A 22,641-nucleotide genomic window follows, 5' to 3' on the forward strand; every position below is an offset into this window, starting at 1 on the left:
CTCGCCGCCCACCGGCCCGCCCGCACCGCCCGCGCCGCGCGCGGCCGTGCCGGCGGCGAGGCCCGGCGGGGGAGGGGGAGCGGCGTCATCGCGCCGTCTCCGGGTCGAGCGCGGCGGCGGCCCTGTTGGGCACGCTGACGCAGACCATGCGCTCGGTCAGCCCCGCGCGCGGGCCCGAGGCGCGCGAGCGGGCGGGCGGCGCGGTGCCGGCCACCGTGCGCGCGACCCTGGCGGCCAGCGCGAGGTGCTCGGCGCAGCGCCGGCTCACCGTCGACTCCAGCCCGGCCACCTGGGCCAGCCTGAGCCTGATGGGTTCCAGCGACGACCGGCGTTCGAGCCCGTCGAGGTCGGCCAGCCGGGCGGGCCAGCGCAGCGCGTCGCGGCAGCGCTCGACCACCGCGGCGGGCAGCTCGGCGGCGGACAGCCCTTCGTGCCGCAGCCGGGTGGCGATCATGACGGCCGCGAACGACGTGCGGTCGAAGTGGGCCAGCCGCCCGGAAAGGGCCGCGCCCAGCATCCTGGCGCGGTGGCCCAGGCAGACCGCGCTCCAGCCGAGCAGCAGCAGCCGGTCGGGTCCCGGCTCGGTGTGCCAGCCGGCCAGCCGCAGCTCGCGGGCCATGCGGTGGTGCAGACGCCAGCGGTGACGGGGGCTGTCCAGCCAGATCTCGACCCCGCCCAGCGGCAGCTCGGCGACCTGGACGTCGCGGCTCGTCAGCGGGCCGGCGACCCGCGCGCAGATGCGCCGGACGACCTGCTGCTGCCCCCGGGAGACCGGATCCTCCAGGAAGCGTGAGCCGTCGAGGGAGTCCATGGTCACGTCCGGCCACCTCCTTGCCGGAGACTCTCGCGAATCGTCCGGGCTGTTAAGCCACAGTTACCACGCGCTCCGATACTGTGCTGGAAAGAGGGGCTATGTCAACTCACACTTTGCGAATAAGTTGATACCTACCCGCCGGGCAGAGCTGGCCCGCGTGGCAGGGGACAGTGGGGGTCTCGTACCTTAGGCTGGGAAAAGTTCACGGGCGGTAGGAGGTGCGCCGTGGCGAACTTCGCCGAACGGCTCGATCTCGCGCTGACCAAGCGCGGCTTCACGGGCGCCCAGGTCGCCTCCGCCCTCACCGAGGCGGGCATACCCATCACGCGCGCCTACGTCAGCCAGCTGCGCACCGGCAAGCAGACCAACCCCACCCTCCAGGTGCTGCGGGCGCTGGCCGCCTGCCTCCAGGTGAGCGTGGGCTGGCTGGTGGGCGACGAGCACTACGAGTCCGGCGCGGTCGAGGACCTGCAGCTGCGGGCGGCCGCGATCGGCCTGTCGGCCTCCGGGTTGTCGGAGGGGTCGCTGGCCGTCCTGCGCGGCGTGGTGGAGCTGGCGCGCCGGGCCGAGGGGCTGCCGGGCGAGCCGGAGCCGGCGGCCGAGATCCCCGAGGCCGCCACGCCGCTCAACGACTCACAGCGCCGCGCGCTCGGCAAGCGGCTGCACGGCCTGCGCATGGGCGTGCGGCTCTCGGTCGAGCAGGTCGAGGGCTCGCTCGGCAAGGGCGCCGCCGCGATCCCCGCGATCGAGGAGGGCCGTCTCGCGCCCACGCCGATCACGGTCGAGCGCCTGCTCGGCCTCTACGGCGTCACCGCCCCGCCCGTCCGCGAGTACGTGCTCTCGCTGGCCAGGGGCGAGCGCGAGGCCGCCTGGTACGACGCCCAGTCGGTGCCCGTCTGGCTGGCCACGGCCTACGCGCTGGAGCAGCGGGCCACGGTGATCCGCACGTACCATCCCCAGTTCGTCCCGCCGATGTTGCAGACCGAGGACTACGCGCGGGCCGCGATCACCGTGGCCGGGCCGGCCACGCTCGGGCAGTCGTCGGTGGAGGAGGCCCTGGCGCTGGTCATGGCCCGCCAGGAGGCGCTGGCCGGGGCCGGTGACACGGTGTTGTGGGCGGTGATCGACGAGGCCGTGCTGCTGCGCTCGATCGTCGGCCCGCACGCCCAGCTCCGCCAGCTCGACCTGCTGCTCGACCACGCCAAGCGGCCCAACGTCTCGCTGCACGTCGTGCCGATCGACGACCCGGCGTACGTGCCCCGCACCGGCCCGTTCACGCTGTGGCGCTTCGCCGAGGCGTTCGAGCCCGACGTCGCCTGCGCCCACGGCGTCGAGGCCGACGAGCTGATCACCGACGCCGCCGCGGTCGAGACCTACCACCAGGCGTTCACGAAGCTGTCGGTGACGACCACCACCCGCGAGGAGACGTACGAGGTGCTGGAGTCCCACCGCGAACGCCTGTCGCGCTCGACAGCGAAATGATCTCCGGCCGCCGCCATTCAGGTAAGGCATATTTCCGCAGAATTCATGCTTTTCCTGTTGTCTTCCGGCGCGCAACGAGGATCATAAGGTCTGGGTCATCGAGTGGGGTCCGAAAGGACCGGCTTTTCCCGAGATAGTGGGCGAGGGGAAAGGGGCAACACTCAATGCGTCAGCGTGCCATCCGTAACTTGGCGAAGCTGGAGATGACCCGAGCCATGACCACCCGGGTGCTCGACGCGGCCGCGGGCGGGAAGAACAACTTCTCGGCCGACCGCGATCTGGTACGCCGATATGACCAGGCCGCGTCCGTGACGACCACCGCCGCGCGGGCCGTGCTGCAGTTCCTGGTGCGCGTGGTCCGGCATCTGGCGGCCGAAGGCGTGGACCAGTTCGTCGTCGTGGGCAGCGGCGTGCCCAGCGGCCTGCCTCCGGGCGGCCGGTTGCACGACGTGGCCGCGGGCTGCCACGGCGGCTCCGGAGGCGTGCCCGCCCGGGTGGTCTACGTGGAGAACGACCCGATGGTGCTGGCCGGCGCGCGGGCCACCATCGAGCCGGGCACCGATCTGGTCCGCGTGGTCGAGGGCGACGTGCGCGAGATCGACGCGATCCTCGGCGACCGGGTGGTGCGCGCCTTCCTCGACTGGGACCGTCCCGTGGCCGCGCTGCTGCTGTCCACCCACAGCCTGGCCGACGACGAGTACGTCCACTACGTGATCGAGCGGGTCCGCCTGGCGGCGTCCGACGGCAGCTACCTGTCGCTGCTGCAGACGACCTTCGACGGCGTGCCGGGCGAGCTGCTGCCGGCGGTCCGGGACCTGCTGGCGATGACGCTGCCCGGCCACGCGATCCGCGGCAGGCAGGAGGTGGCGGCGCTGCTCGACGGGCTGGTGCTGGTCGATCCTGGGCTGGTGTGGGTCCCGGAGTGGCGGCCCGACGACCACGGCGCCGCCTGCTCCGGCCGGCCGAGCTCGTCGGGCACGTACGGCGCCGTGGCGCGCGTCCCGTGAACGCCCGGATGCCCTGGGCGTCAGGCCCCGGTGAACGCCGGGGCGCCCTCAGGCCCCTGTCGAGGCGGCGGCGGGCGTGGCCGGGTCGCCGGCCGCGCCCTTCGCCGGCTCGACCCCGAACGCCAGCACCGCCACCACCGCCAGGATGAGCGGGACCGCCCCGAGCAGCGCGGTCGTGCCGATCGACGGCGCCGCCGCCCCGGCCACGAGCACGGCGGTCACGGCCACGCCGCCGGCCTTGCCCATCCCCGCCGACAGCCCGGAGCCGCGCGAGCGCACCCGGGTCGGGTAGATCTCCGAGCTGTAGGCGGCCAGCACCGCGGCGATCGTCGCCGTCCCCACGATCGGCCCGGCCAGCAGCAGGTACAGCCAGGTACGGTCGTGCGCCAGCGTCTCGCCGGAGAAGGCCAGCACCGCCAGCGCCACGCCGACCAGCGCCGACAGCGTGACGATCGTCTTCTTCGCGCTCCACAGGCCGTACATGGCGGCCGAGACGAAGATCAGCGGCAGGCCCAGCAGCGTCGAGTCGCGCAGCGCCCGGTCGGCCGTCTGCTGGTCCAGGCCCAGCTTCTGCAGGTTGGACGGGATCCACAGCTGGAAGCCGTAGGTGACCAGGCCGATGCTCAGCCCGAGCACCACGACGGCCACCGTCAGCCCGGTGAACGGACGGCGGAACAGCCGCGAGTAGCCGCCCGCGTGCTCGTCCTCCACCCGCTCGACGCCGGCGGTGGCCTCCTCGGTGGTGGCGGCCGCGCCGTACCTGGCCAGGACCGCGCGGGCCTCGGCGTCGCGGCCGTGCGCGAGCAGGAAGCGCGGCGACTCGGGGATGAACCGGTTGAGCAGGATGAGGAACACGCCGGTCGGCAGCCCGACCAGCCACAGCACCCGCCAGGAGAACGTCGGCGCCAGCGACGCCGACAACCAGCTGGCCGCCAGGTAGGCGACCGCCAGGTTGCCGCCGATGAGCACCATCACCCAGCCCTTGTGCCGCGGCGGGATCGTCTCGGCCAGCAGTGAGAACGTGATCGGCAACATGCCGCCCGCGCCCAGCCCCATGGCCACGCACATGGCCAGGTTCCACTCGAAGTCCGGCATGACGCCGCAGATCGCGGTGCCGATGAACAGCACCCCGGCGAACAGGATCGACGGCTTGCGCCCGATCTTGTCGCCCATCCAGCCCCACAGCAGCGAGCCGAGCACCGTCCCGGTGAGCCCGGCCAGCGGCAGCAGCGCCACGGGCAGCTCGCCGGCCGGGTTGAGCGCGGACTTCAGGCCGTACTCCTTGGCCATGCCGGGCGCGACGAAACCGAGCGTGATCGGCTTCATGGCGTCGATGATCACCGCGACCGACATGACCACGATCAGCCCGATGTGCGCCGGCCGCATGCGCGCGTCGTCCAGCGCGCGGACGCGTACCTCGGCGGCCGGTCTGGCCGTCAGCGCGCCGGGCGGGATCAGCCCGTACGCGGTGACCGCCAGCCCCGCCACGATCAGCGCCATGCCGATGGTCATCGGCAGGTCCATCGGCATGCCCGCCAGGCGGTAGTGCATGTCGGCGCCGTGCAGGTACATCGGCAGATGCAGCACGACCCCGGCCACCGTGGCCAGGAAACCGAGCCAGAAGTACAGCGGTCGAGCCAGCTCGACGCCCCCCATTGCCCCTCCGTAAGCAGAACCGTGAGCAGATCCGAGATCAGAGCAGGCGGCCGCCGCGCAGCCGCCATTCGACGAACAACACCCGCATCGGCCCGTTCACGAACAACCACTGGCCGAGCCAGACGAAGGCGAACATCACCGCGAACGCCCACGCCCTGACCGGGCCGGCGACGCCGGGGACGAGCCCGCCGTCCACCAGCACCCACATCAGCAGCCCCTCGGGCACGGCCGTGACCAGCCCGAACAGCGTCGGCCAGTCCTTGTCCCAGCGGAACTGCATGAGCAGGTGGTACAGCAGCTCCCACCCGGCGCCCACGACGGCGACGGCCAGCAGCACGAGGAAGGCGTCCCGGAAGGACATCGGCAGCACCAGGGTGATCAGCGCGGTCAGCGCCGCCCCCACGGTGGCCAGCGTGAACAGCCGGGTCTGCAGCCGCCCGGCCAGCGTCGGGATCAAGCGAGCCTCCTGTTTCCCGCCCACCGCAGCCACTGGGCCGTGGACCGCACCGGCCCGAGCCCCTTGCAGAACCCGCGCCTGGTCAGGTCGGCGGCGATGTCGAGCGCGGCGGTCTGCATGCCGAGGAAGCTGTCCACGGCCAGGAAGTGGTTGCCGGCCGTGGCGGCGCCGGAGGCGTACAGGACGCCGCCCTCGCTCTCGGCGCCGAGCACCTCGAAGTTCTGGCCCACGCTCAGCCGGCCGGCCTTGTTGGGCCGGGCGCCGCCGTGCCGCAGCAGGTCGTCGAGGACGCGGTGCTCCGGCATGTCGGCCTCCAGGCCGGTGCAGTCGATGATGAAGTCGGACACGTACTGCATGGCGGCGGCGTTGACGCTGCGGGTGTGGGTGACCAGGCGGCCGTCGGGGGCCCGTTCGATGCGGTCGACGACGGCCTGCGTGGGGTGGTACCAGTTGCCCTGCCGGCCCCTGCGCATCTGCTCCTGCCAGCGGGCCAGCTTCGGGGTGGTGGTGCCGGCCAGCGCCTTGGAGATCAGGGCGCGCTGCTCGGGCGTGGCCTTCCTGAACCGGGCCTTGAGCTGGCCGCCGAAGGCCGACTTGGGCATCGTGAACGCCTGGTAGGCCCAGCCGTCGCCGCCCTTGCGCCGCATGAACACGCTCGGGCCGTGCGGACCGGCCACGTACGTGCGGAACAGGTGGACGATCTGGGTGTGCAGGCCGTACCGCTCGCGGTCGTCCATCAGGCGCTGGAGCACCCGGGAGGCCACGATCCCGGCGCCGCGCACGACCACCACCCCGGGCCGCTTGCGCAGCTGGTCGTAGACGTGCTCGTGCGGCTCGTAGGCGTTGACCACCCGGTAACGCTCGCCCTGCGCCTGCCGGAACTCCTGGAGGTCGTCGAGGAACTTCAGCCCCGGGTAGCCGACGGCCAGGTGCACGTACTGGGAGCGCAGCACCACCCGCTTGGTCGGCGAGGTGCCCGGCGGCGGCGTCAGCACGGTGAAGTACCCGCCGCCCAGCCGCTTCCTGACCATGCGCACCTGGCCCTTGGCCAGCATGTGCCAGTAGCCGATGCGGTCGGCCTCACGCCGCACGCTCTGCGTGACCAGCCCCGCGCGCGGGCTGTAGAAGTCGGTGAACAGCGGCTCGGCGAGCACCTGGAGGATCGGCTTGAGCGAGCCGTCCTGCCAGGCCTCCTGCACCGCGTAGGAGGGGAAGCCCCAGATGTTGTCGGGACGCGCCCCCGCGTCGGACCGGATGCGCTCGTGCGCGGGCAGCTGCGAGACGCGGGTCAGGTACTCCCACGTCTGCCAGGGGGTGTCGCTGGTGGAGAGCACCCGCATGGCCGGGATCGGCACCCCTCTGATGCGCAGCACGTCGACCAGCGTGAACGAGCCGAGCCCGCCGCCCACCGACACCAGCGGCACGTCGTGGACGGGGATGCCGGCCGACTGCACCAGCCGGTCCGTCCAGGACGAGGAATGCAGTAGCTCCGGAGTGAGATCTCCCCGTGACATGCTGTGACCGAGCCCTCCCTGTCGCGGTTAAAAGTAGCGTAAAAGCCGGGGATTCAGTCCCACCAGAACGACCAGGCGTGTTGCCCGATGATCTGGTCGGCGTACCCCTGGAGGTCGCCCGGTCCCTGCACGACGTTGTCGGGGCAGAACGCCCAGTGCTCGGCGGCGACGTGGAGGGCGTGCTCGGGGTCGGCCGGCGGCGCGGCCACGCTGAGGTCGAGGGTGTTGAACCCGACGCTCACCACGCGGGCCCCGAACCGGTCCTCCCAGCTGCGCACCACGGCCGCCATCGGCACCATCCACTCGTTGTGGTGCAGCGCGCCCTGCCAGCCCATGACCGCCAGCGCGTCGGCCCCCCGGCCGGCCGCGACCAGCCCGAGCGGCATGCCCTTGGGGGCGAGCTCGCGGGCCAGCCAGTCGGCCACGTCGCCGGGGTCGGCGCGGGGCACTCCCGGCGGCGCCAGCCCCGGGCAGAGCGCCCCGTACGGCTCTAACTCCGCCAGCGCGTCGCGCGGCATCTGCGAGACCCACTCCTGCCAGACCTCGGTCATGAACCCCTCGGCGGTGAAGTGGCCGATCAGCATCGGGTCGTCGGGCACGATCTGCCCGATCGCCCACGGCTGGGCCGACTCGTCGAGCAGCACCGGCCACAGGCCGCTGTGCGCGTGCCAGACCCGCATGAACGACCAGTCCTCGCCGGCGGCGTGCTCGTCGCTCATCCAGAACGCCGGCCGGGCCGCCACGACCTGCCGGGTGTAGGCGGGGTCGGGCCAGACCACGTCGCCCGCGGGCAGGCCCGGGGGCAGTCTGCGCCCCCTGCCGCCGTCGGCGAACAGCTGGCACAGCTCAGGTGGCAGCTGGTGATCGTCCATGCCCTACCGTTCCGATACCGAATACCGTCTCGGAGATGGTAGTGCCGCCGGTCGCCCCGGGGCTTTGGTGGCACGCGAAACCTTCTCGGACCAGCGGATGCGGTACTTCACGGCACAATGATGGCTGTGATCCCCTTTGATGCGGTTCTCACCGATCTTGATGGCGTGCTCCGCCTCTTCGACCACACCGTCCAGGCCGAGATCGAGGCCCGGTACGCCCTGCCGCTCATGGCCACGGCCTTCGCCCCCGAGCTGATCGAGCCGGCCATCCTGGGCCGGATCAGCGAGCGCGAATGGCTGGAGGCGGTGGCGGTCGCCCTCGGCGGCGACGAGCGGGCCCGCCGGGCGGTGGCCGAGTTCGGGGCGGTGCCGTTCCGGGTGGACGAGGAGGTCAGGGAGCTGCTGGCCAAGGCGCAGCAGCACGTGCCGGTGGTCATCGTGACCAACGCCATGGACACCGTGGAGGAGCATCTCGACCGGCTGGGGCTCACGTACTTCGCCGACGACCTGGTCAGCAGCGCCAGGGTCGGCGTGATCAAACCCGACCCGCGCATCTACGAGATCGCCGCCGAACGCGCCGGGGCCGACCCCGCGCGCTGCCTGTTCGTCGACGACCGGCTGCCGAACGTAGAGGCCGCCAGGGCGCTCGGCATGACGGGCGTCCACTACCGCACCGTCGCCGACCTGGCGGCCGTCCTCGACGGGCTCTGAGGCCGGACGTGCGCCGGCCCCGCCCGCGGGAGAGCGGGCGGGGCCGGCGGGCGGGTCAGTCGGCGCAGATGGCGAACACGCTGATGCCGACGTCGTTGTAACCGATCTGGCGGCCGAGGGCGATCCAGCCGCGGGCGTCATCGGTGGGGAACGACCCCACCAGGATCGCGCCGTTGCCGCGGGCCTCGCCGCCGCCGCCGAGCACGTGCTTGGAGCCCGGGCAGTAGACGGTGCGGCGCTGGAAGTTGGGGACGTTGGCGTTGGGCAGGGTGACGAGCTGGTAGCCGGGCGGCAGCGCGGCGCGCGTGGCCGCCGACACGGGACTGGACGCCTGGAGGGCCACGACGGTGGCCGTCACGCAGGCCGCGGTGGCGAGGGCGATGACGGAAAGGAACAGAGACTTCTTGACGGACATGGTCTCTCCTTGTCCTGTTCCCTGACAGGCACGGTTTCCGGGCAGCACACGACACGCCGGCTCATGCGGTGCTTAAGGGGGCGACGTGAGAGCAGGGATGAGGGTGTTGACACGTTGAGTATCTGCTCCGTCGCATTCCGTGTCCATATGTGGTTCGCAGGTTTTCCGGGAATCCGGGTTTCCGGCGCGGCCCGCGCCGGCCGCGCCGGAAACGTTCCGTGGCCCCGGTCGTGGCTGCGCTCAGTAGCCGCCACTGCCGCCGTAGGGCGACTTCGTCTTGGGGGCGGCGGAGCGGGTGGGCGCCGGCGTGCTCGCGGGGGCGGCGGCCGTGGAGGTCGGCTTCGTGCCGGCGGGGGCGATCACGCCGATCAGGCCGTGCTTGGCGCCCTCGATGCCGGCCGAGAACCACAGCGTGTTCACGCCGCCGGTGGCCGCGGTGCCCGGTTCGAGGTCCCACAGGCCGGGGAGCTTGACGGGCCGGCCGCCGGACGTGGTGATCGCGCCCAGGTGGCGGTCGCCCTTGTAGGCGTGCACGGTGCCGTCGCCGAAGTTGCCGACCAGCAGGGCGCCCGCGTACTGGCCCCAGCCGCGCGGCGCGGCGGTCATGGCCCAGGGGGCGTCGAGCCCGACCCTGGAGATGCGCCCGGTCAGACGGCCGTCGGCGTTGAAGCGGCTCACGAAGCCCTTGCCGGCGCCGAAGACGGGCTTGCCGGTGGTACGGTCGCGCAGCGCGTACGCCACCCAGACGCTGCCGTTGACCACGGCCACGTTGTAGGCGTTGTAGCCGCGCGGCACCCGCGAGTCCTGGAACTGCCAGCCGGCCAGGCGGATGCGCCGGAAGTTCTCGTCGAAGGCGTGCACCCGGCCGTGGGCGAAGTCGGCGGCCAGCAGGAACTCGCCCTCGTTGGTCCGTACGAGCTCCAGGCCCTTGTAGTCGGCGCCGCGGGTGAACGCGGCGATCACGGCGTTGGCCGGGTCGGCCTCGGCGTTCCAGCCGGTGATCGCGCCGCTCGGGCTGCAGAAGATGAACGTGGCCGGTCGCCCCTTCACGGTGAAGCCGTCACCCGGGTTGAACACCTGGCCGGTCGGGGAGCCGCCCGGGATCCACACCTCCGTCTTCTCCTTACGGCCCGTGCCGGAGTAGACGGTGGCGGTGCCGGTGCCGGCGTTGGAGACCCACAAGGTCTTGCCCATGGCCAGGCCCCACGGGTTGACGACCTTGGGGTCGGTGACCGGGGCCTTGCCCTTGACGTCCGACACAAGGTTGATGACGTCGAAACGGGTCCTGGTGGTCGCCTGCGCGGGGGCGGTGAGGGTCGTCCCCGCCACGACGGCGACAGCGCAGAGCGTGATGATGCGGAGCCGCATCCGTGCCTCCTAGTGAGCGCTTGTGACGCGAGATACGCGGCGGACGCGGAGCGGGTTCAGCGGGGCCGGAAATACCGGCGGGCGAGTTTTCCCGTCCAGGGCGGGGGAGAAGGAGAGTCATGAACGTGTTGGGCATCGACATCGGCGGTTCGGGAATCAAGGGCGCCCCGGTCGACACCGAGGCCGGAGAGCTCGTCCAGGAGCGGTTGCGCATCGCCACGCCCCAGCCGGCCAAGCCCGAGGGGGTGGCCGAGGTGGTGGCCGAGATAGTCAAGCATTTCGACTGGGACGGCCCGGTCGGCGTCACCTTCCCCGGCGTCGTCGTCGACGGGGTCGTGCAGACGGCGGCCAACGTCCACCACTCGTGGATCGGCGTCGACGCCGCCGCGCTCTTCGGCGGGGCGACGGTGCTCAACGACGCCGACGCCGCCGGCATCGCCGAGATGACCTTCGGCAGGGGCCGCGACCAGAAGGGCACGGTGCTGATCCTGACCTTCGGCACCGGCATCGGCAGCGCCCTGTTCGCCGACGGCACACTCGTCTGCAACACCGAACTCGGCCACCTGGAGCTGCGCGGCAAGGACGCCGAGGATCGCGCGTCGGCGCGGGCCCGCGAGGAGCACGACCTGAGCTGGGAGAAGTGGGCCGAGCGGGTCGAGGAGTACCTCAGGCACGTGGAGATGCTGTTCTCGCCGGGGCTGATCGTGATCGGCGGGGGCGTGAGCAAGAAGGCCGACAAGTTCCTGCCGCACGTCACCATCGACACCCCCGTGGTGCCCGCCGCCCTGCAGAACGAGGCCGGCATCATCGGCGCCGCCCGCCACGCCGCCACCATCCGGCCGGCGCGGTAGGGGGGCCGCGGCCGCCGTCCCGGCGCGGCCGGGGAGCGCGGCCGCGACCCCGGCGCGATATTGGGATGCGGGGGGCGGGTCTCGTCGGGCACCATGGGCCGTTGGCTCCGGGGCCACGGGGCTCAAATATCCTGAAAGCAGTATGGGAACGCCTTCGTTGTCCTCTCCGCTCGCCGACCTCCAGTCCCGCCTGCCCGAGCTCATGCCGCGCGACCAGCGGCGGCTGCGGCGCAGGCTCGACGGCATGCGCCGGGTCCGCTCCCGCGACGCCCGGGACAAGATCGTCACCGAGATCCTCGCCGACGTCGAGCGCGCCGAGCAGCGGCTGGCGCGCCGCCGCGAGGCCGTGCCGCAGGTCCGCTACCCGGAGAACCTGCCGGTCTCCCAGCGCAAGGACGACATCCTGGCCGCCATCCGCGACCACCAGGTCGTGATCATCGCGGGCGAGACGGGCTCCGGCAAGACCACCCAGATCCCCAAGATCTGCCTTGAGCTCGGGCGCGGCGTGCGCGGGCTGATCGGCCACACCCAGCCGCGCCGCATCGCCGCCCGCACCGTCGCCGAGCGCGTCGCCGAGGAGCTCGGCACCGAGCTCGGCGAGGTCGTCGGCTACAAGGTGCGCTTCACCGACCAGGCGAGCGACCGCACGCTGGTCAAGCTGATGACCGACGGCATCCTGCTGGCCGAGCTGCAGAACGACCGCATGCTCGACCAGTACGACACCCTGATCATCGACGAGGCCCACGAGCGCAGCCTCAACATCGACTTCATCCTCGGCTACCTCAAACAGCTCCTCCCGCAGCGCCCCGACCTCAAGGTCGTCATCACCAGCGCCACCATCGACCCCGAGCGCTTCTCCCGCCACTTCGGCGACGCGCCGATCATCGAGGTCTCCGGCCGCACCTACCCGGTCGAGGTCCGCTACCGCCCGCTGGCGGAGGACGACGACCAGACCGGCGGCATCGTCGACGCCTGCCGCGAGCTGGTCACCGAGGGGCCGGGCGACATCCTGGTCTTCCTGTCCGGCGAGCGGGAGATCCGCGACGCCGCCGACGCCCTGTCCAAGGCCGACTTCCGCAACACCGAGATCCTGCCGCTCTACGCCCGGCTGAGCGCCGCCGAGCAGCACCGCGTCTTCCAGCGCCACACCGGCCGCCGGATCGTGCTGGCCACCAACGTGGCCGAGACCTCGCTGACCGTGCCCGGCATCAAATACGTGGTCGATCCGGGTTTCGCCCGCATCTCCCGCTACAGCCACCGCACCAAGGTCCAGCGCCTGCCCATCGAGCCCATCTCGCAGGCCAGCGCCAACCAGCGCAAGGGCCGCTCGGGCCGCACCTCCGACGGCATCTGCATCCGGCTCTACGAGGAGGAGGACTTCCTCTCCCGGCCGGAGTTCACCGACCCCGAGATCCTGCGCACCAACCTGGCCTCGGTCATCCTGCAGATGACCTCGATCGGGCTGGGCGACATCGAGGCGTTCCCGTTCGTCGAGCCGCCCGACCGCCGGCAGGTCAAGGACGGCGTCAACCTGCTCCACGAGCTGGGCGCGTTCGACGCCCAGGGCAAGCTCACCGGAATCGGCCGCAAGCTGGCGAGCCTGCCGGTCGACCCGCGCCTCGGCCGCATGGTGCTGGAGGCCGAGAAGAACGGCTGCCTGCGCGAGGTCATGGTGATCGCCTCCGCCCTGTCCATCCAGGACCCGCGCGAGCGGCCGTCCGACAAGCAGCAGCAGGCCGACGAGAAGCACCGGCGCTTCGCCGACCCCGAGTCCGACTTCCTGACCTACCTCAACCTGTGGAACTACCTGCGCGACAAGCAGAAGGAGCTGTCCTCCAGCGCGTTCCGGCGGCTGTGCAAGGCCGAGTTCCTCAACTACCTGCGGGTCCGCGAGTGGCAGGACATCTACAGCCAGGTCCGCCAGGCGCTCGGCGCCCAGCCCGGCAGCGTGCCCGCCGACCCCTACCAGGTGCACGTGTCGCTGCTGGTCGGGCTGCTGTCGCACATCGGCGTCAAGGACGTCATGGACAAGCAGCGCGCCGCCGACGGGCGGCGGCCGATGCAGGAGTACATCGGCGCGCGCAACGCCCGCTTCGCGATCTTCCCCGGCTCGGCCCTGGCCAAGAAGCAGCCGCAGTGGGTGATGTCGGCCGAGCTGGTCGAGACCTCGCGGCTGTGGGCCCGGGTCAACGCCAAGATCGAGCCCGACTGGGTCGAGCCGCTCGCCCAGCACCTGGTCAAGCGCACCTACTCCGAGCCCCACTGGGAGAAGAACCAGGGCGCGGTGATCGCCCTGGAGAAGGTCACCCTGTACGGCGTGCCGCTCGTGGTCGGCCGCAAGGTCAACTACGGCCGCATCGACCCCGACCTGTCGCGCGAGCTGTTCATCCGGCACGCCCTGGTCGAGGGCGACTGGGACACCCACCACCGCTTCCTCAAGGACAACCGCCGGCTGCTCGAAGAGGTCGAGGAGCTGGAGAACCGGGCCCGCCGCCGCGACATCATGGTCGACGAGGAGGTCCTGTACGACTTCTACGACCAGCGCGTCCCGGCCGACGTCGTCTCGGCCAGGCACTTCGACTCCTGGTGGAAGAAGGCCGGGCGCGAGCAGCCCGAGTTGCTCACGTTCTCGCCGGAGATGCTGGTCAACGAGGGCGCCGACATCAGCGCCCGCGACTATCCCGACACCTGGAGGCAGCTCGGTCAGCGGATGAAGCTGACCTACCAGTTCGAGCCGGGCGCCAACGCCGACGGCGTCACCGTCCACGTGCCGTTGCAGGTGCTCAACCAGGTCAACTCCGACGGCTTCGACTGGCAGATCCCGGGCCTGCGCGAAGACCTGATCACCGCGCTGATCCGGTCGCTGCCCAAACACCTGCGCCGCAACTTCGTGCCCGCCCCCAACTACGCCAGGCAGGTGCTGACCGGGGTCAGGCAGGGCGGCGAGCCGCTGCTGGAGGCCGTGGAGCGCGAGCTGCTGCGGCTCACCGGCGTCCGGGTGCCGCGCGAGGCCTGGCAGCTCGACCAGGTGCCCGACCACCTGCGCATCACCTACCGGGTGATCGACGAGCGCAAGCGCACGGTGGCCGAGGACAAAGACCTCGACGCGCTCAAGCGCCGGCTCGCGCCGCGCCTGCGCAAGACCCTGTCGGAGGCCGGCGACGACCTGGAGCGCACCGGCCTGCGCACCTGGAGCTTCGGCACCCTGCCCAAGGTGTTCGAACAGGGCCGGATGAAGGGTTACCCGGCGCTCGTCGACGCGGGCGAGTCGGTCTCCGTCAAGATCTTCGAGACGGCCGCCGAGCAGCGCCGCGCCCACTGGCCCGGCACCCGCCGGCTGCTCCTGCTCAACGTCACCAACCCGGCCAGGTCGCTGCTCGGCGGCCTGTCCAACCAGGCCAAGCTGGCGCTGTCGCGCAGCCCCCACGGCGGCGCCGTGGCGCTGTTCGACGACGTCGTCAACGCGGCCGTCGACAAGCTCATGCTCGACCTCGGCGGCCCGGCCTGGGACCCGGCCGGCTTCGACCGCCTCCACCAGCACGTCCGGGCCGAGCTGCACGACACGGCGGCCGACGTGCTGGCCAAGGTCGAGCAGATCCTGAGCGTCTGGCACGCCGTGGGCACCCGCCTCGACGGCCTGCGCGCGAGCGCCTCGACCGACGACGTGCGCGAGCAGCTCGGCAAGCTCGTCTTCAAGGGCTTCGTCACCGCCACCGGCACCCGCCGCCTGCCCGACGTCCTGCGTTACCTGCGGGCCATCGAGCGGCGTCTCACCAAGCTCCCGGAGGAGCCCTGGCGGGACGAGGAGTGGATGGACCGCGTGCACAAGATCGAGGACGACTACCACGACCTGCTGGCGAGCCTCCACCCGGCCCGCCGGGGCGACCCCGACGTGACGGAGATCCGCTGGATGATCGAGGAGCTGCGGGTCAGCTTCTTCGCCCAGACCCTCGGCACCCCCACGCCGGTGTCGGAGAAACGCATCGCCAAGGCGATGGAGAAGCTGCGGCCCTGAACCCGGGGCCGCACACGGACGTACAGGGGGAGTGATGGTCAAGGCCGTCAAGGCCGTCGTGCTCGACGTCGGCGAGACGCTGATCGACGAGACGCGCATCTGGTCGCGCTGGGCCGACCGGCTGGGGGTCAGCAGGTTCGTGCTCATGGGCGCGCTCGGCGGCATGGCGGCGCTCGACCGTTCCCACCGTGAGGCGTTCGAGCTCGTCCGGCCCGGTCTCGACGTGCAGGCGGAGATCGCCGCCTGGGAGCGCGACGACCCGGCCGGGCTGCGCAACCACTTCGACGCCGACGACCTCTATCCCGATGTCCGGGAGGCCCTGGCGGCGCTGCGCGCGGCCGGGTTCCAGGTGATCATCGCCGGCAACCAGCCCCGCCGGGCCTTCGACGCCCTGGTGGCGATGGACCTGCCGGTCGATTCGGTGCACACCTCCGAGGGCTGGGGGTTGTCCAAGCCCGCCCCCGAGTTCTTCGCCAAGGTGGCCTCGGTGGCCGGTCGTGAGCCCGGCGAGATCCTCTACGTCGGCGACCGGCTCGACAACGACGTGCTGCCCGCCGCCCGTGCGGGCATGCGCACGGCGTTGCTGCGCCGCGGCCCGTGGGGCTTCCTGCACGCCGAGCGCCCGCAGGCGAAGGCCGCCGACATGATCGTCGACGACCTGCACGCGCTGCTGCCCGCCCTGCGCCGCCTCACGTGAGGCCCGCGAGGGGCTTCCGGGGCCCAGGTGAGCCGTGCGAGGGTTGTGCGGGTCAGGTGAGGTCCTCGTCGGGGTCGATGCGCAGGGCGCGCTCCTCGGCCGACAGGTCCTCCCGGTCCGCGTCCCAGTCCACGCCGATGGCCTCGTCCTCGGTGTCGGGGTGGGCGCCCTCGTCGGGCTCGGTCAGGCGGTGCTCCTCGCGCGGGGCGCGGCGCGGGCGGTCGGGCAATTCCTGGCGCAGCCGTTCGTCGAGCGTGGCCTCGTGCTGGGGGTCGTCCTCTTTGACCTCGTGGTGCAGGCCGAGGTCGTCGGTCCACTCCCTGACCTCGATGTCCTGCTCGTCGGCCATGCCGAATCGGTCCGGAGGTAGTTCGCTCATACTGCGCCCTCTACCCACCGTACGGACCGGAATCCTACGACTTGGCCCGGCTTAGGGCCTCCGGTAGCTCATCCTTGTCCATCTAGTGGCCGATCGCGGCGCCGACCAGGGAGCGGGGGTCGGCGGCGCCGGCCAGCATGCCGTCGGGGCGCACGTCGATGAGGTGGGCGTGGCCGAAGGAGCCGCCGTACGGCAGCGTGCGCACCGGGTGGCCGAGCGCGGTCAGGCCGTCGGCCCAGGTCGTGCCCTCCTCCAGGTCGAGCACGGCGTCGTCGGGGGCGTCCCAGGTGTCGAAGCCGTTGCCGTTGCCGTTGCCGCTGCCCAGCCGCCAGCGCGGCGCGGCGAGCGCCTGGCCGGGCTCCTCGCCGTGATGCAGCAGGCGGGTGATGACCTGGGCCAGGATCTGCGGCTGGGCGTCGCCGCCCATCGTGCCCACGACCGTGCGCAGCCCGCCGCCGGGACGGGTGATCAGCGCGGGGGCCAGGGTGTGCGGCGGACGGCGGCCGGGGCCGTACTCGGCCGGGTGGCCGGGACGCAGCGAGAAACCGATGCCACGGTTGTGGAGGTTGATCCCGGTACGCGGCTCGAAGAGCATGCCGCCGAACCCGGACGCGTTCGACTGGATCAGCGACACCCCCATGCCGTCGCCGTCGACCGCGCACAGGTACGTCGTGTCACCGTCGGCGGACGGGGCCCGCAGGCGGCTGCGCCTGACCGGGTCGACCATGGCCCGGCGGCGGGCGATCTCGCCGGGGTCGAGCAGGTCTTTGGCGTCTTCGTGCAGCAGGTCGAGCCGGTCGTGCCCGGCGGCCCTGGCGGCCTCGGCCAGCAGGTGGGCCCAGGCCGGATGGCGGGGCGAGCCGGGCAGGTCGAGCCCGTCGAGGACGGCCAGGGACATCAGCAGCAGGTAACCCTGGGAGTTGGGCGGCATCGACCAGACGTCGTGGCCGAAGGCGCGCACCCGCAGCGGCTCGACCCAGTCGGCGCCGGGGGCGGCCAGGTCGGCGGCGGTGTACTCGCCCGCGCCGAGCTCGATCAGGCCCTGTCCGAACTCGCCGAGGTAGAAGCCGTCGCGGCCGCCGTCGGCCACCGCCTGGAGCGCGCGGGCCACGCCGGGGCGGGTGACGCGGTCGCCGGCCTGGCGGACGGGGGCGAAGTCGCCGCCGCCCGGCCGCGCGGCCGCCGTACGGGCGCCGGGGACCAGCAGCGGGGAGGCGGGGAAGCCGTCGCGGGCCAGCCCGATCGCGGGCCGCAGCAGCTCGGCCATGGGCAGCCGGCCGTGCCTGGCGTGCAGGGCGAGCCACCCGTCGACGCAGCCGGGCACCGGCACGGACCGGACGTCGTGCAGGTGCGGCATGCGGGTGTGCCCCTCGGCGCGCAGCCGGGCGGGGTCGGCGCCGGACCCGGCGCGGCCGGAGGCGTTGAGCGCGGTGACTGTGCCGGCGACCGTGCCGGTGGCCGTGCCGTCGTGGACGAGCGCGAACAGGTCTCCGCCGAGCCCGCACATGTGCGGCGCGACCACGGCGAGCACGGCGTTGGCCGCGATCGCCGCGTCGGCCGCCGAACCGCCGCGGTCCAGCGCGCCCACCCCGGCGGCCGAGGCCAGGTGGTCGACGCTGCAGACCATGCCGTTCGGGGCGTATCTGGTGTTGTGCACGTGAAGAGACTAAGCCCGTTCCGGGGCCAGCCGGTTCTCCAGGCGGTTCTCCAGGAGCGGACGGAAGGCCGCCTGCCGGACGGTCCGGCCGGACAGGCGGGCCAGCGCGAGCGCCGCGAGCAGCGTCGCGGCCACGCACGACACGCCGCCGATGCCCAGCGACAGGCGCGGCCCGAACGCGTCGCTCAGCCAGCCGAGCAGCGGCCCGCCGATCGCGCCCGCGCCCGCGCTCACCATGCCCAGCGCGGCGATGACCCGCCCGCGCATCTCGTCGGGGCTGTCGAGCTGCGCCCGCGCCGAGACCGTGGTGTCGATGATCACCGCGCCCGCCGCGATCGGCAGCATCATCGCGGCGAACGTCCCCAGAGCGGGCATCAGGCCGCTCAGCGCCTGCGCGACCCCGGTCAGGAACGCGGTGATCAGCAGCAGCCGGATCGTCAGGTGCGGGCGGGCGGCGGCCAGGAAGCCGCCCACGACCGTGCCGGCGGCGAACACGCTGGACAGCAGGCCGTACCCGGCGGCGCCGGCCGCCAGCGGGCCCGCGCTCATGGCGGCCATGGTGACCTGGTAGTTGCGGCCGAGGCTGCCCAGCACGAGCGAGAGCGCCAGCACCACCAGCAGCCAGGGGGTGCGCAGCACGTACCGCAGGCCGGCCGCGACCGCGCCGGGCTGCCGCTCGGAGCCGGCGAGCCGGTGGAACTCCGCGCGCCGCATGAGCGCGACGGCCGCGATCACGACGAAGAAGGTGGCCGCGTTGAGCAGGAAGAGCCCGCCGTTGCCGGTCAACGGCAGCAGCACGCCGGCCAGGCTCATGCCGAGGATGCGTCCTGAGGAGTTCAGGATCGAGCCGAGCGCCATGGCGTTGGGCAGGTCGGCCGGTGGCACCACCTCGGCCCCGAACCGTCCGAGCGCGGGCCCGCCGAGCGCGGAGACCACGCCGCCCGCCAGCGCCACCGCATAGATCGGCACGACGGAGTCGGCGCCGGAGAAGGCGATCAGCGCCAGGACGGCGGCCAGCGCGGCCTGCGCGAGCTGCGCGGCGACGACGACGGGCCGGGTCGGCAGCCGGTCGGCCAGCGCGCCGCCCCACATGCCCAGCAGCAGCGTCGGCAGCGCCTGCATCACCAGGCTCAGCCCCACGCTGGTGGCCGACCCCGTCATGGTGAGGATGAGCCAGTTCACCCCCAAAACCTGCATCCAGGTGCCGGTGACGGAGACGATGTCGGCTCCCGCCCAGAGCCGGTAGTTGTGGTGGCGCAGGGCGCGGAAGGTGGAGGAGCGCGGTGGCAAGACGGGTCCTAGCCTCGGTACGGGGAAACGCGGGAGTCAACGCGCGCCACGATCGCGACGATTCCGATTTGCCCGAAATGTGAGGTAAGACACGGCTAAAACAAGTTTAGCGTGAAAAATTAGACCAGTTCGAGGGGGCGGTCCCGGTCCACCAGGGCCGCGTAGTGGCCGCCGAGCGCCATCAGCTCGTCGTGGGTGCCGCGCTCGACGACCTTGCCGTGGTCGAGCACGACGATCTGGTCCGCGTCGCGGACGGTCGACAGGCGGTGGGCGATCGTGATCGTCGTACGCCCCCGCGCCAGCGTGTCCAGGGCTTCCTGGACGGCTCGCTCGGTCTGGGTGTCGAGGGCGCTGGTGGCCTCGTCCAGGATCAGCACCGGCGGGTTGCGCAGCAGCGTGCGGGCGATGGCCAGGCGCTGCTTCTCGCCGCCGGAGAACCGGTAGCCGCGCTCGCCCACCATCGTGTCGTAGCCGTCGGGCAGCGAGGCGATGTGGTCGTGGATGCGCGCGGCCCGCGCCGCCGCCTCCAGCTCCTCGTCGCTGGCCGCCGGACGGGCGAAGCGCAGGTTGTCCGCGATCGAGGCGTGGAACAGGTACGTCTCCTGCGAGACCACCCCGACGACCTCGCTCAGCGTCTCGAACGTCAGGTCGCGCACGTCCACGCCGTCGATGGTGACCCGGCCGCCGGTCACGTCGTACAGGCGGGGGAGCAGGTAGCTGAGGGTGGTCTTGCCCGAGCCGGTCTCGCCCACGACGGCCAGCGTCGTGCCCGCGGGGACGGTGACGTCGACGGCGTGCAGGGTGCGCTCGTCCTCGTAGGCGAAGTCGACCCGCTCGAAGCGGACCTCGCCGCGTACCCGGTCGAGGGTGCGGGTGCCGGGGTGGATGTCCACCGACAGGTCGAGGTACTCGAAGATGCGGCCGAACAGCGCCAGCGAGCTCTGCACCTCGACGCCCAGCCGCAGCAGCGACACCGTCGGCCGGAACAGGCTCGACTGCAGCGTGGTGAAGGCGACCAGGGTGCCGACGGAGATGATGCCGGTGTAGCCCACGGCCCAGTAGATCAGGGCGGGCATCGCGGCCATGATGATCTGGATCGACGACTGCCGCCAGCGTCCGGCCATGCTCGTCCGTACGCCGAGTTCGGCCAGCTCGTCGGAGGCGCGGCCGAACCGGTCGGTCAGCTCGGCGGAGCGGCCCATCGTCCGGCCCAGCAGGACGCCGCTGATCGACAGCGACTCCTGGACCATCGAGGAGATCACGGCGAGCTTGCGCTGCCGTTCGTTGGTGATGCGCTTGCGCTCGGCGCCGACCTTCCTGCTGATCCACACGAACACCGGCAGCAGCAGCAGCGAGATCACCGTCAGCCGCCAGTCGAGGGCGAGCATGGCCACGATCGTGGCGATCACGGTGGTGAGGTTGGAGATGATCGAGGTCGCGGTCGAGGTGACCACCGACTGCATGCCGCCGATGTCGTTGGCGATGCGCGACTGCACCTCGCCTGTCTTGGTGCGGGTGAAGAACGCCAGCGACATGCGCTGGAGGTGGGAGTAGACCGAGATGCGCAGGTCGTGCATCACCCGCTGGCCCACGGTGGTGGAGATGAGCGTCTGCAGCACGTCGAACACGCTCGTGGTGACCGCGACCGCGATCATGCCGAGGGCCAGCAGCGTGAGCAGCAGCGCGTCGCGGGACGGGATCGCCACGTCCAGCACCTCGCGCAGCAGGAACGGCGAGGCCAGCCCGACCAGGGACGACAGCAGGATGAACGCGCCCACCAGGATCAGCCGGCCGCGATAAGGGGTGAAGAGTCCGATGATGCGCCGCAGCGGCGCGCGTGGTTCGTCGGCCAATATGGGGCCTCCTTTCGGATGTCCACTCAAACAGAGGTTAACTCATAATTGTTCCGGCTAAAATCCTCGGTATGGGAGAGAAGGAGCTCGCGGAGCTCTTGCACCTGGTCAGCAGGCGTCTGCGGCACGGCTACGTGCATCGGCTGGTGCCGCTCGGGCTCAACCCGGGGCAGGCGCGGGCGTTGCGCGCGCTCGGCGAGGCCGGCCGGCCGCTGCGGATGGTGCAACTGGCCGACGAGCTGCGGATCGTGCCGCGCTCGCTGACGCCCGTCGTGGACGCGCTGGAGGAGGCCGGGCTGGTGCGCAGGGAGGTCGATCCGGCCAACCGCCGCTCGACGCTCGTCGTGATCACCGACGCGGGCCGGGCCATGGCCGAACGGGCCAGGGACGCGCGCAGGGAGGCCGGCGAGGGCCTGTTCGCGGTGCTGTCCCAGGAGCAGCGCGACCAGCTCAGGGATCTGCTCGGCGCGGTGGACGGCCAGTTCCGATGACCGCGCCGCCGACGACCGTGCCGTGGAAGGGCGGCCGGTTCAGGTGAGCGCGCCGCCGACGACCGTGGCCAGGCAGGGTGGGCGGGCCATCAGGGCCGAGTACGGGTAGCGTCCCCGGGCGTCGAAGACGGCGAAGTCGGCCCGGCTGCCCGGCCCGAGGGAGCCGATCCGGCCCGGCCCGGCGTCCAGTCCCAGTGCCCGCGCACCGCCCAGCGTCGCGGCCTCGACCAGGCGGCGGTCCAGCCCCCGCACCCGCAGTCCGAGCTCCCGGGCCCGCCGCCGGACACCGGCCGCGAGCCCGAGCAGGTCGCCGGGCCCGAGCAGGTCGCCGGGCCCGAGCAGGTCGCCGGGCCCGAGCAGGTCGCCGGGACCGGACGGGTCGCTGGGACGGGCGCCGGCCGGGTCGAGGCTGCCCGGAGCGTGGTGGCCCAGGGCGTGGCTGCCCAGGGCGACGCCGTTGCCCTCCTCCAGCAGGGCCAGCACGTCGGCGGCGTGCTCCTGCCCCGGCGGACAGATCGCGACCACGCTCCGGCGCAGGCGCAGCAGCTTGCGCTCGCCGGGGTCGAGCGGCCGGGCGCAGGCCACGTGGCAGTGGGGGCCGAGCGCGCCGGCCTCGTCCAGGGCCATGGGCGAGTGCCGGTCCAGCCCGGCCAGCAGCCGCAGGCCGAACGTCCTGGCCAGCACGGCGACGTCCTCCAGCACGTGCGGGTCGCGGGTCCGGGCCGCGATGCCGACCGGGCACGGCCGGTCCACCTCACGCAGCGCCGTGATCAGCGCGTCCCGGTCGTGCTCCTCCCACTCCTGCTCGCCGGCGCTGGACGCCTCGACGTACGAGATGCCGGGAACGCCGGCGAGATCGGCGGGGTCGGACACCACGGCGGCCCGCGTGGTGACGCCGGGGCCCGGGGGCGTCGGCGCGCAGCAGGCGTCCACCAGCCCGGCCACGATCATGCCCGGCCAGCGGACCTCCTCCGCGACGCGGAAGCGGGACAGCAGCTCGTCCCGCGAGCCCACCTGGAGCACCCGCCCGCCCCTGATCACCACCGTCCCGTCGCGCACGGGCTCGGCGCAGACCGGCAGCACCAGCGGAGCGGAATGGGCCACGACGCGCG

19 protein-coding genes are annotated in these 22,641 nt (G+C 72.4%); 7 read left to right on the plus strand and 12 right to left on the minus strand.

The window, feature by feature from the left end; translation table 11 throughout:
* Nucleotides 1-85: 85 nt before the first annotated feature.
* Nucleotides 86-817, minus strand: a complete 732-nt coding sequence (locus ACWCSD_RS10135; protein ID WP_397163406.1) for a hypothetical protein — start codon at nt 815-817, stop codon at nt 86-88.
* A 222-nt stretch (nt 818-1,039) separates the two neighbouring features.
* Between ACWCSD_RS10135 and ACWCSD_RS10140 the strand changes: the two genes are divergently transcribed.
* Together ACWCSD_RS10140 and ACWCSD_RS10145 are read left to right on the plus strand one after the other, a co-directional pair.
* Nucleotides 1,040-2,296 (plus strand): Scr1 family TA system antitoxin-like transcriptional regulator, encoded by a 1,257-nt coding sequence (locus ACWCSD_RS10140; protein WP_387663807.1) that lies wholly within the window; start codon nt 1,040-1,042, stop codon nt 2,294-2,296.
* Between the two features lie 188 nt (nt 2,297-2,484).
* On the plus strand, nt 2,485-3,303 hold the full coding sequence (locus ACWCSD_RS10145) for an SAM-dependent methyltransferase (protein WP_449913961.1): 819 nt from the start codon (nt 2,485-2,487) through the stop codon (nt 3,301-3,303).
* A 48-nt stretch (nt 3,304-3,351) separates the two neighbouring features.
* Here ACWCSD_RS10145 and ACWCSD_RS10150 read toward each other — a convergent pair whose 3' ends face one another.
* Genes ACWCSD_RS10150 through ACWCSD_RS10165 form a run of 4 tightly spaced genes read right to left on the minus strand, consistent with a single transcriptional unit; the run spans nt 3,352 to nt 7,802 of the window.
* Nucleotides 3,352-4,959: an MFS transporter gene (locus ACWCSD_RS10150; RefSeq protein ID WP_358284473.1), complete on the minus strand. Its 1,608-nt coding sequence runs from the start codon at nt 4,957-4,959 to the stop codon at nt 3,352-3,354.
* A gap of 37 nt (nt 4,960-4,996) precedes the next feature.
* The gene (locus ACWCSD_RS10155; RefSeq protein ID WP_358284475.1) at nt 4,997-5,416 is read right to left on the minus strand and encodes a hypothetical protein; all 420 of its coding nucleotides are present in this window, start codon (nt 5,414-5,416) and stop codon (nt 4,997-4,999) included.
* Complete coding sequence (locus tag ACWCSD_RS10160) at nt 5,413-6,930, minus strand: hypothetical protein (protein ID WP_449913964.1); 1,518 nt, start codon at nt 6,928-6,930, stop codon at nt 5,413-5,415. The genes ACWCSD_RS10155 and ACWCSD_RS10160 overlap by 4 nt, the downstream gene beginning before the upstream one ends.
* A gap of 53 nt (nt 6,931-6,983) precedes the next feature.
* Complete coding sequence (locus tag ACWCSD_RS10165) at nt 6,984-7,802, minus strand: DUF4253 domain-containing protein (protein ID WP_397163410.1); 819 nt, start codon at nt 7,800-7,802, stop codon at nt 6,984-6,986.
* Between the two features lie 120 nt (nt 7,803-7,922).
* Here ACWCSD_RS10165 and ACWCSD_RS10170 point away from each other — a divergent pair, with 120 nt between their 5' ends.
* A complete protein-coding gene (locus ACWCSD_RS10170) occupies nt 7,923-8,513 on the plus strand; it encodes an HAD family hydrolase (RefSeq protein ID WP_449913992.1) in 591 nt (196 codons plus the stop codon).
* A gap of 55 nt (nt 8,514-8,568) precedes the next feature.
* Here ACWCSD_RS10170 and ACWCSD_RS10175 read toward each other — a convergent pair whose 3' ends face one another.
* Both ACWCSD_RS10175 and ACWCSD_RS10180 read right to left on the minus strand, forming a co-directional pair.
* A complete protein-coding gene (locus tag ACWCSD_RS10175) occupies nt 8,569-8,928 on the minus strand; it encodes a hypothetical protein (RefSeq protein WP_397163412.1) in 360 nt (119 codons plus the stop codon).
* A 240-nt stretch (nt 8,929-9,168) separates the two neighbouring features.
* Nucleotides 9,169-10,296, minus strand: a complete 1,128-nt coding sequence (locus tag ACWCSD_RS10180) for a TIGR03118 family protein (protein ID WP_397163414.1) — start codon at nt 10,294-10,296, stop codon at nt 9,169-9,171.
* A 119-nt stretch (nt 10,297-10,415) separates the two neighbouring features.
* On the opposite strand from ACWCSD_RS10180, the gene ppgK reads away from it, so the two are divergent.
* From ppgK to ACWCSD_RS10195, 3 genes are all read left to right on the plus strand, one after another.
* Nucleotides 10,416-11,147 (plus strand): polyphosphate--glucose phosphotransferase, encoded by a 732-nt coding sequence (ppgK, locus tag ACWCSD_RS10185; protein ID WP_397163415.1) that lies wholly within the window; start codon nt 10,416-10,418, stop codon nt 11,145-11,147.
* Nucleotides 11,148-11,289: 142 nt separating this feature from the next.
* Complete coding sequence (gene hrpA, locus ACWCSD_RS10190; RefSeq protein WP_449913966.1) at nt 11,290-15,162, plus strand: ATP-dependent RNA helicase HrpA; 3,873 nt, start codon at nt 11,290-11,292, stop codon at nt 15,160-15,162.
* Between the two features lie 34 nt (nt 15,163-15,196).
* Complete coding sequence (locus tag ACWCSD_RS10195; protein WP_397163418.1) at nt 15,197-15,859, plus strand: HAD family hydrolase; 663 nt, start codon at nt 15,197-15,199, stop codon at nt 15,857-15,859.
* 52 nt (nt 15,860-15,911) lie between these two features.
* Here ACWCSD_RS10195 and ACWCSD_RS10200 read toward each other — a convergent pair whose 3' ends face one another.
* The 4 genes from ACWCSD_RS10200 to ACWCSD_RS10215 form a co-directional block, all read right to left on the minus strand.
* Nucleotides 15,912-16,238 carry a DUF5709 domain-containing protein gene (locus tag ACWCSD_RS10200; RefSeq protein WP_352359025.1) on the minus strand — a complete coding sequence of 109 codons (327 nt, stop codon included), beginning with the start codon at nt 16,236-16,238 and terminating at the stop codon, nt 15,912-15,914.
* Between the two features lie 82 nt (nt 16,239-16,320).
* The gene (locus ACWCSD_RS10205; RefSeq protein WP_449913968.1) at nt 16,321-17,895 is read right to left on the minus strand and encodes a gamma-glutamyltransferase family protein; all 1,575 of its coding nucleotides are present in this window, start codon (nt 17,893-17,895) and stop codon (nt 16,321-16,323) included.
* Between the two features lie 9 nt (nt 17,896-17,904).
* The gene (locus ACWCSD_RS10210) at nt 17,905-19,185 is read right to left on the minus strand and encodes an MFS transporter (RefSeq protein ID WP_397163422.1); all 1,281 of its coding nucleotides are present in this window, start codon (nt 19,183-19,185) and stop codon (nt 17,905-17,907) included.
* 119 nt (nt 19,186-19,304) lie between these two features.
* Complete coding sequence (locus ACWCSD_RS10215; RefSeq protein WP_449913970.1) at nt 19,305-21,038, minus strand: ABC transporter ATP-binding protein; 1,734 nt, start codon at nt 21,036-21,038, stop codon at nt 19,305-19,307.
* A 71-nt stretch (nt 21,039-21,109) separates the two neighbouring features.
* Here ACWCSD_RS10215 and ACWCSD_RS10220 point away from each other — a divergent pair, with 71 nt between their 5' ends.
* Complete coding sequence (locus ACWCSD_RS10220) at nt 21,110-21,529, plus strand: MarR family winged helix-turn-helix transcriptional regulator (RefSeq protein ID WP_358284501.1); 420 nt, start codon at nt 21,110-21,112, stop codon at nt 21,527-21,529.
* 39 nt (nt 21,530-21,568) lie between these two features.
* On the opposite strand, the gene ACWCSD_RS10225 is transcribed toward ACWCSD_RS10220, so the two are convergent.
* Nucleotides 21,569-22,633, minus strand: coding sequence for an amidohydrolase family protein (locus ACWCSD_RS10225; RefSeq protein WP_449913973.1), 1,065 nt, complete (start codon nt 22,631-22,633; stop codon nt 21,569-21,571).
* Between the last annotated feature and the right edge of the window lie 8 nt (nt 22,634-22,641).

This window comes from Nonomuraea sp. NPDC001684 (assembly GCF_053596515.1).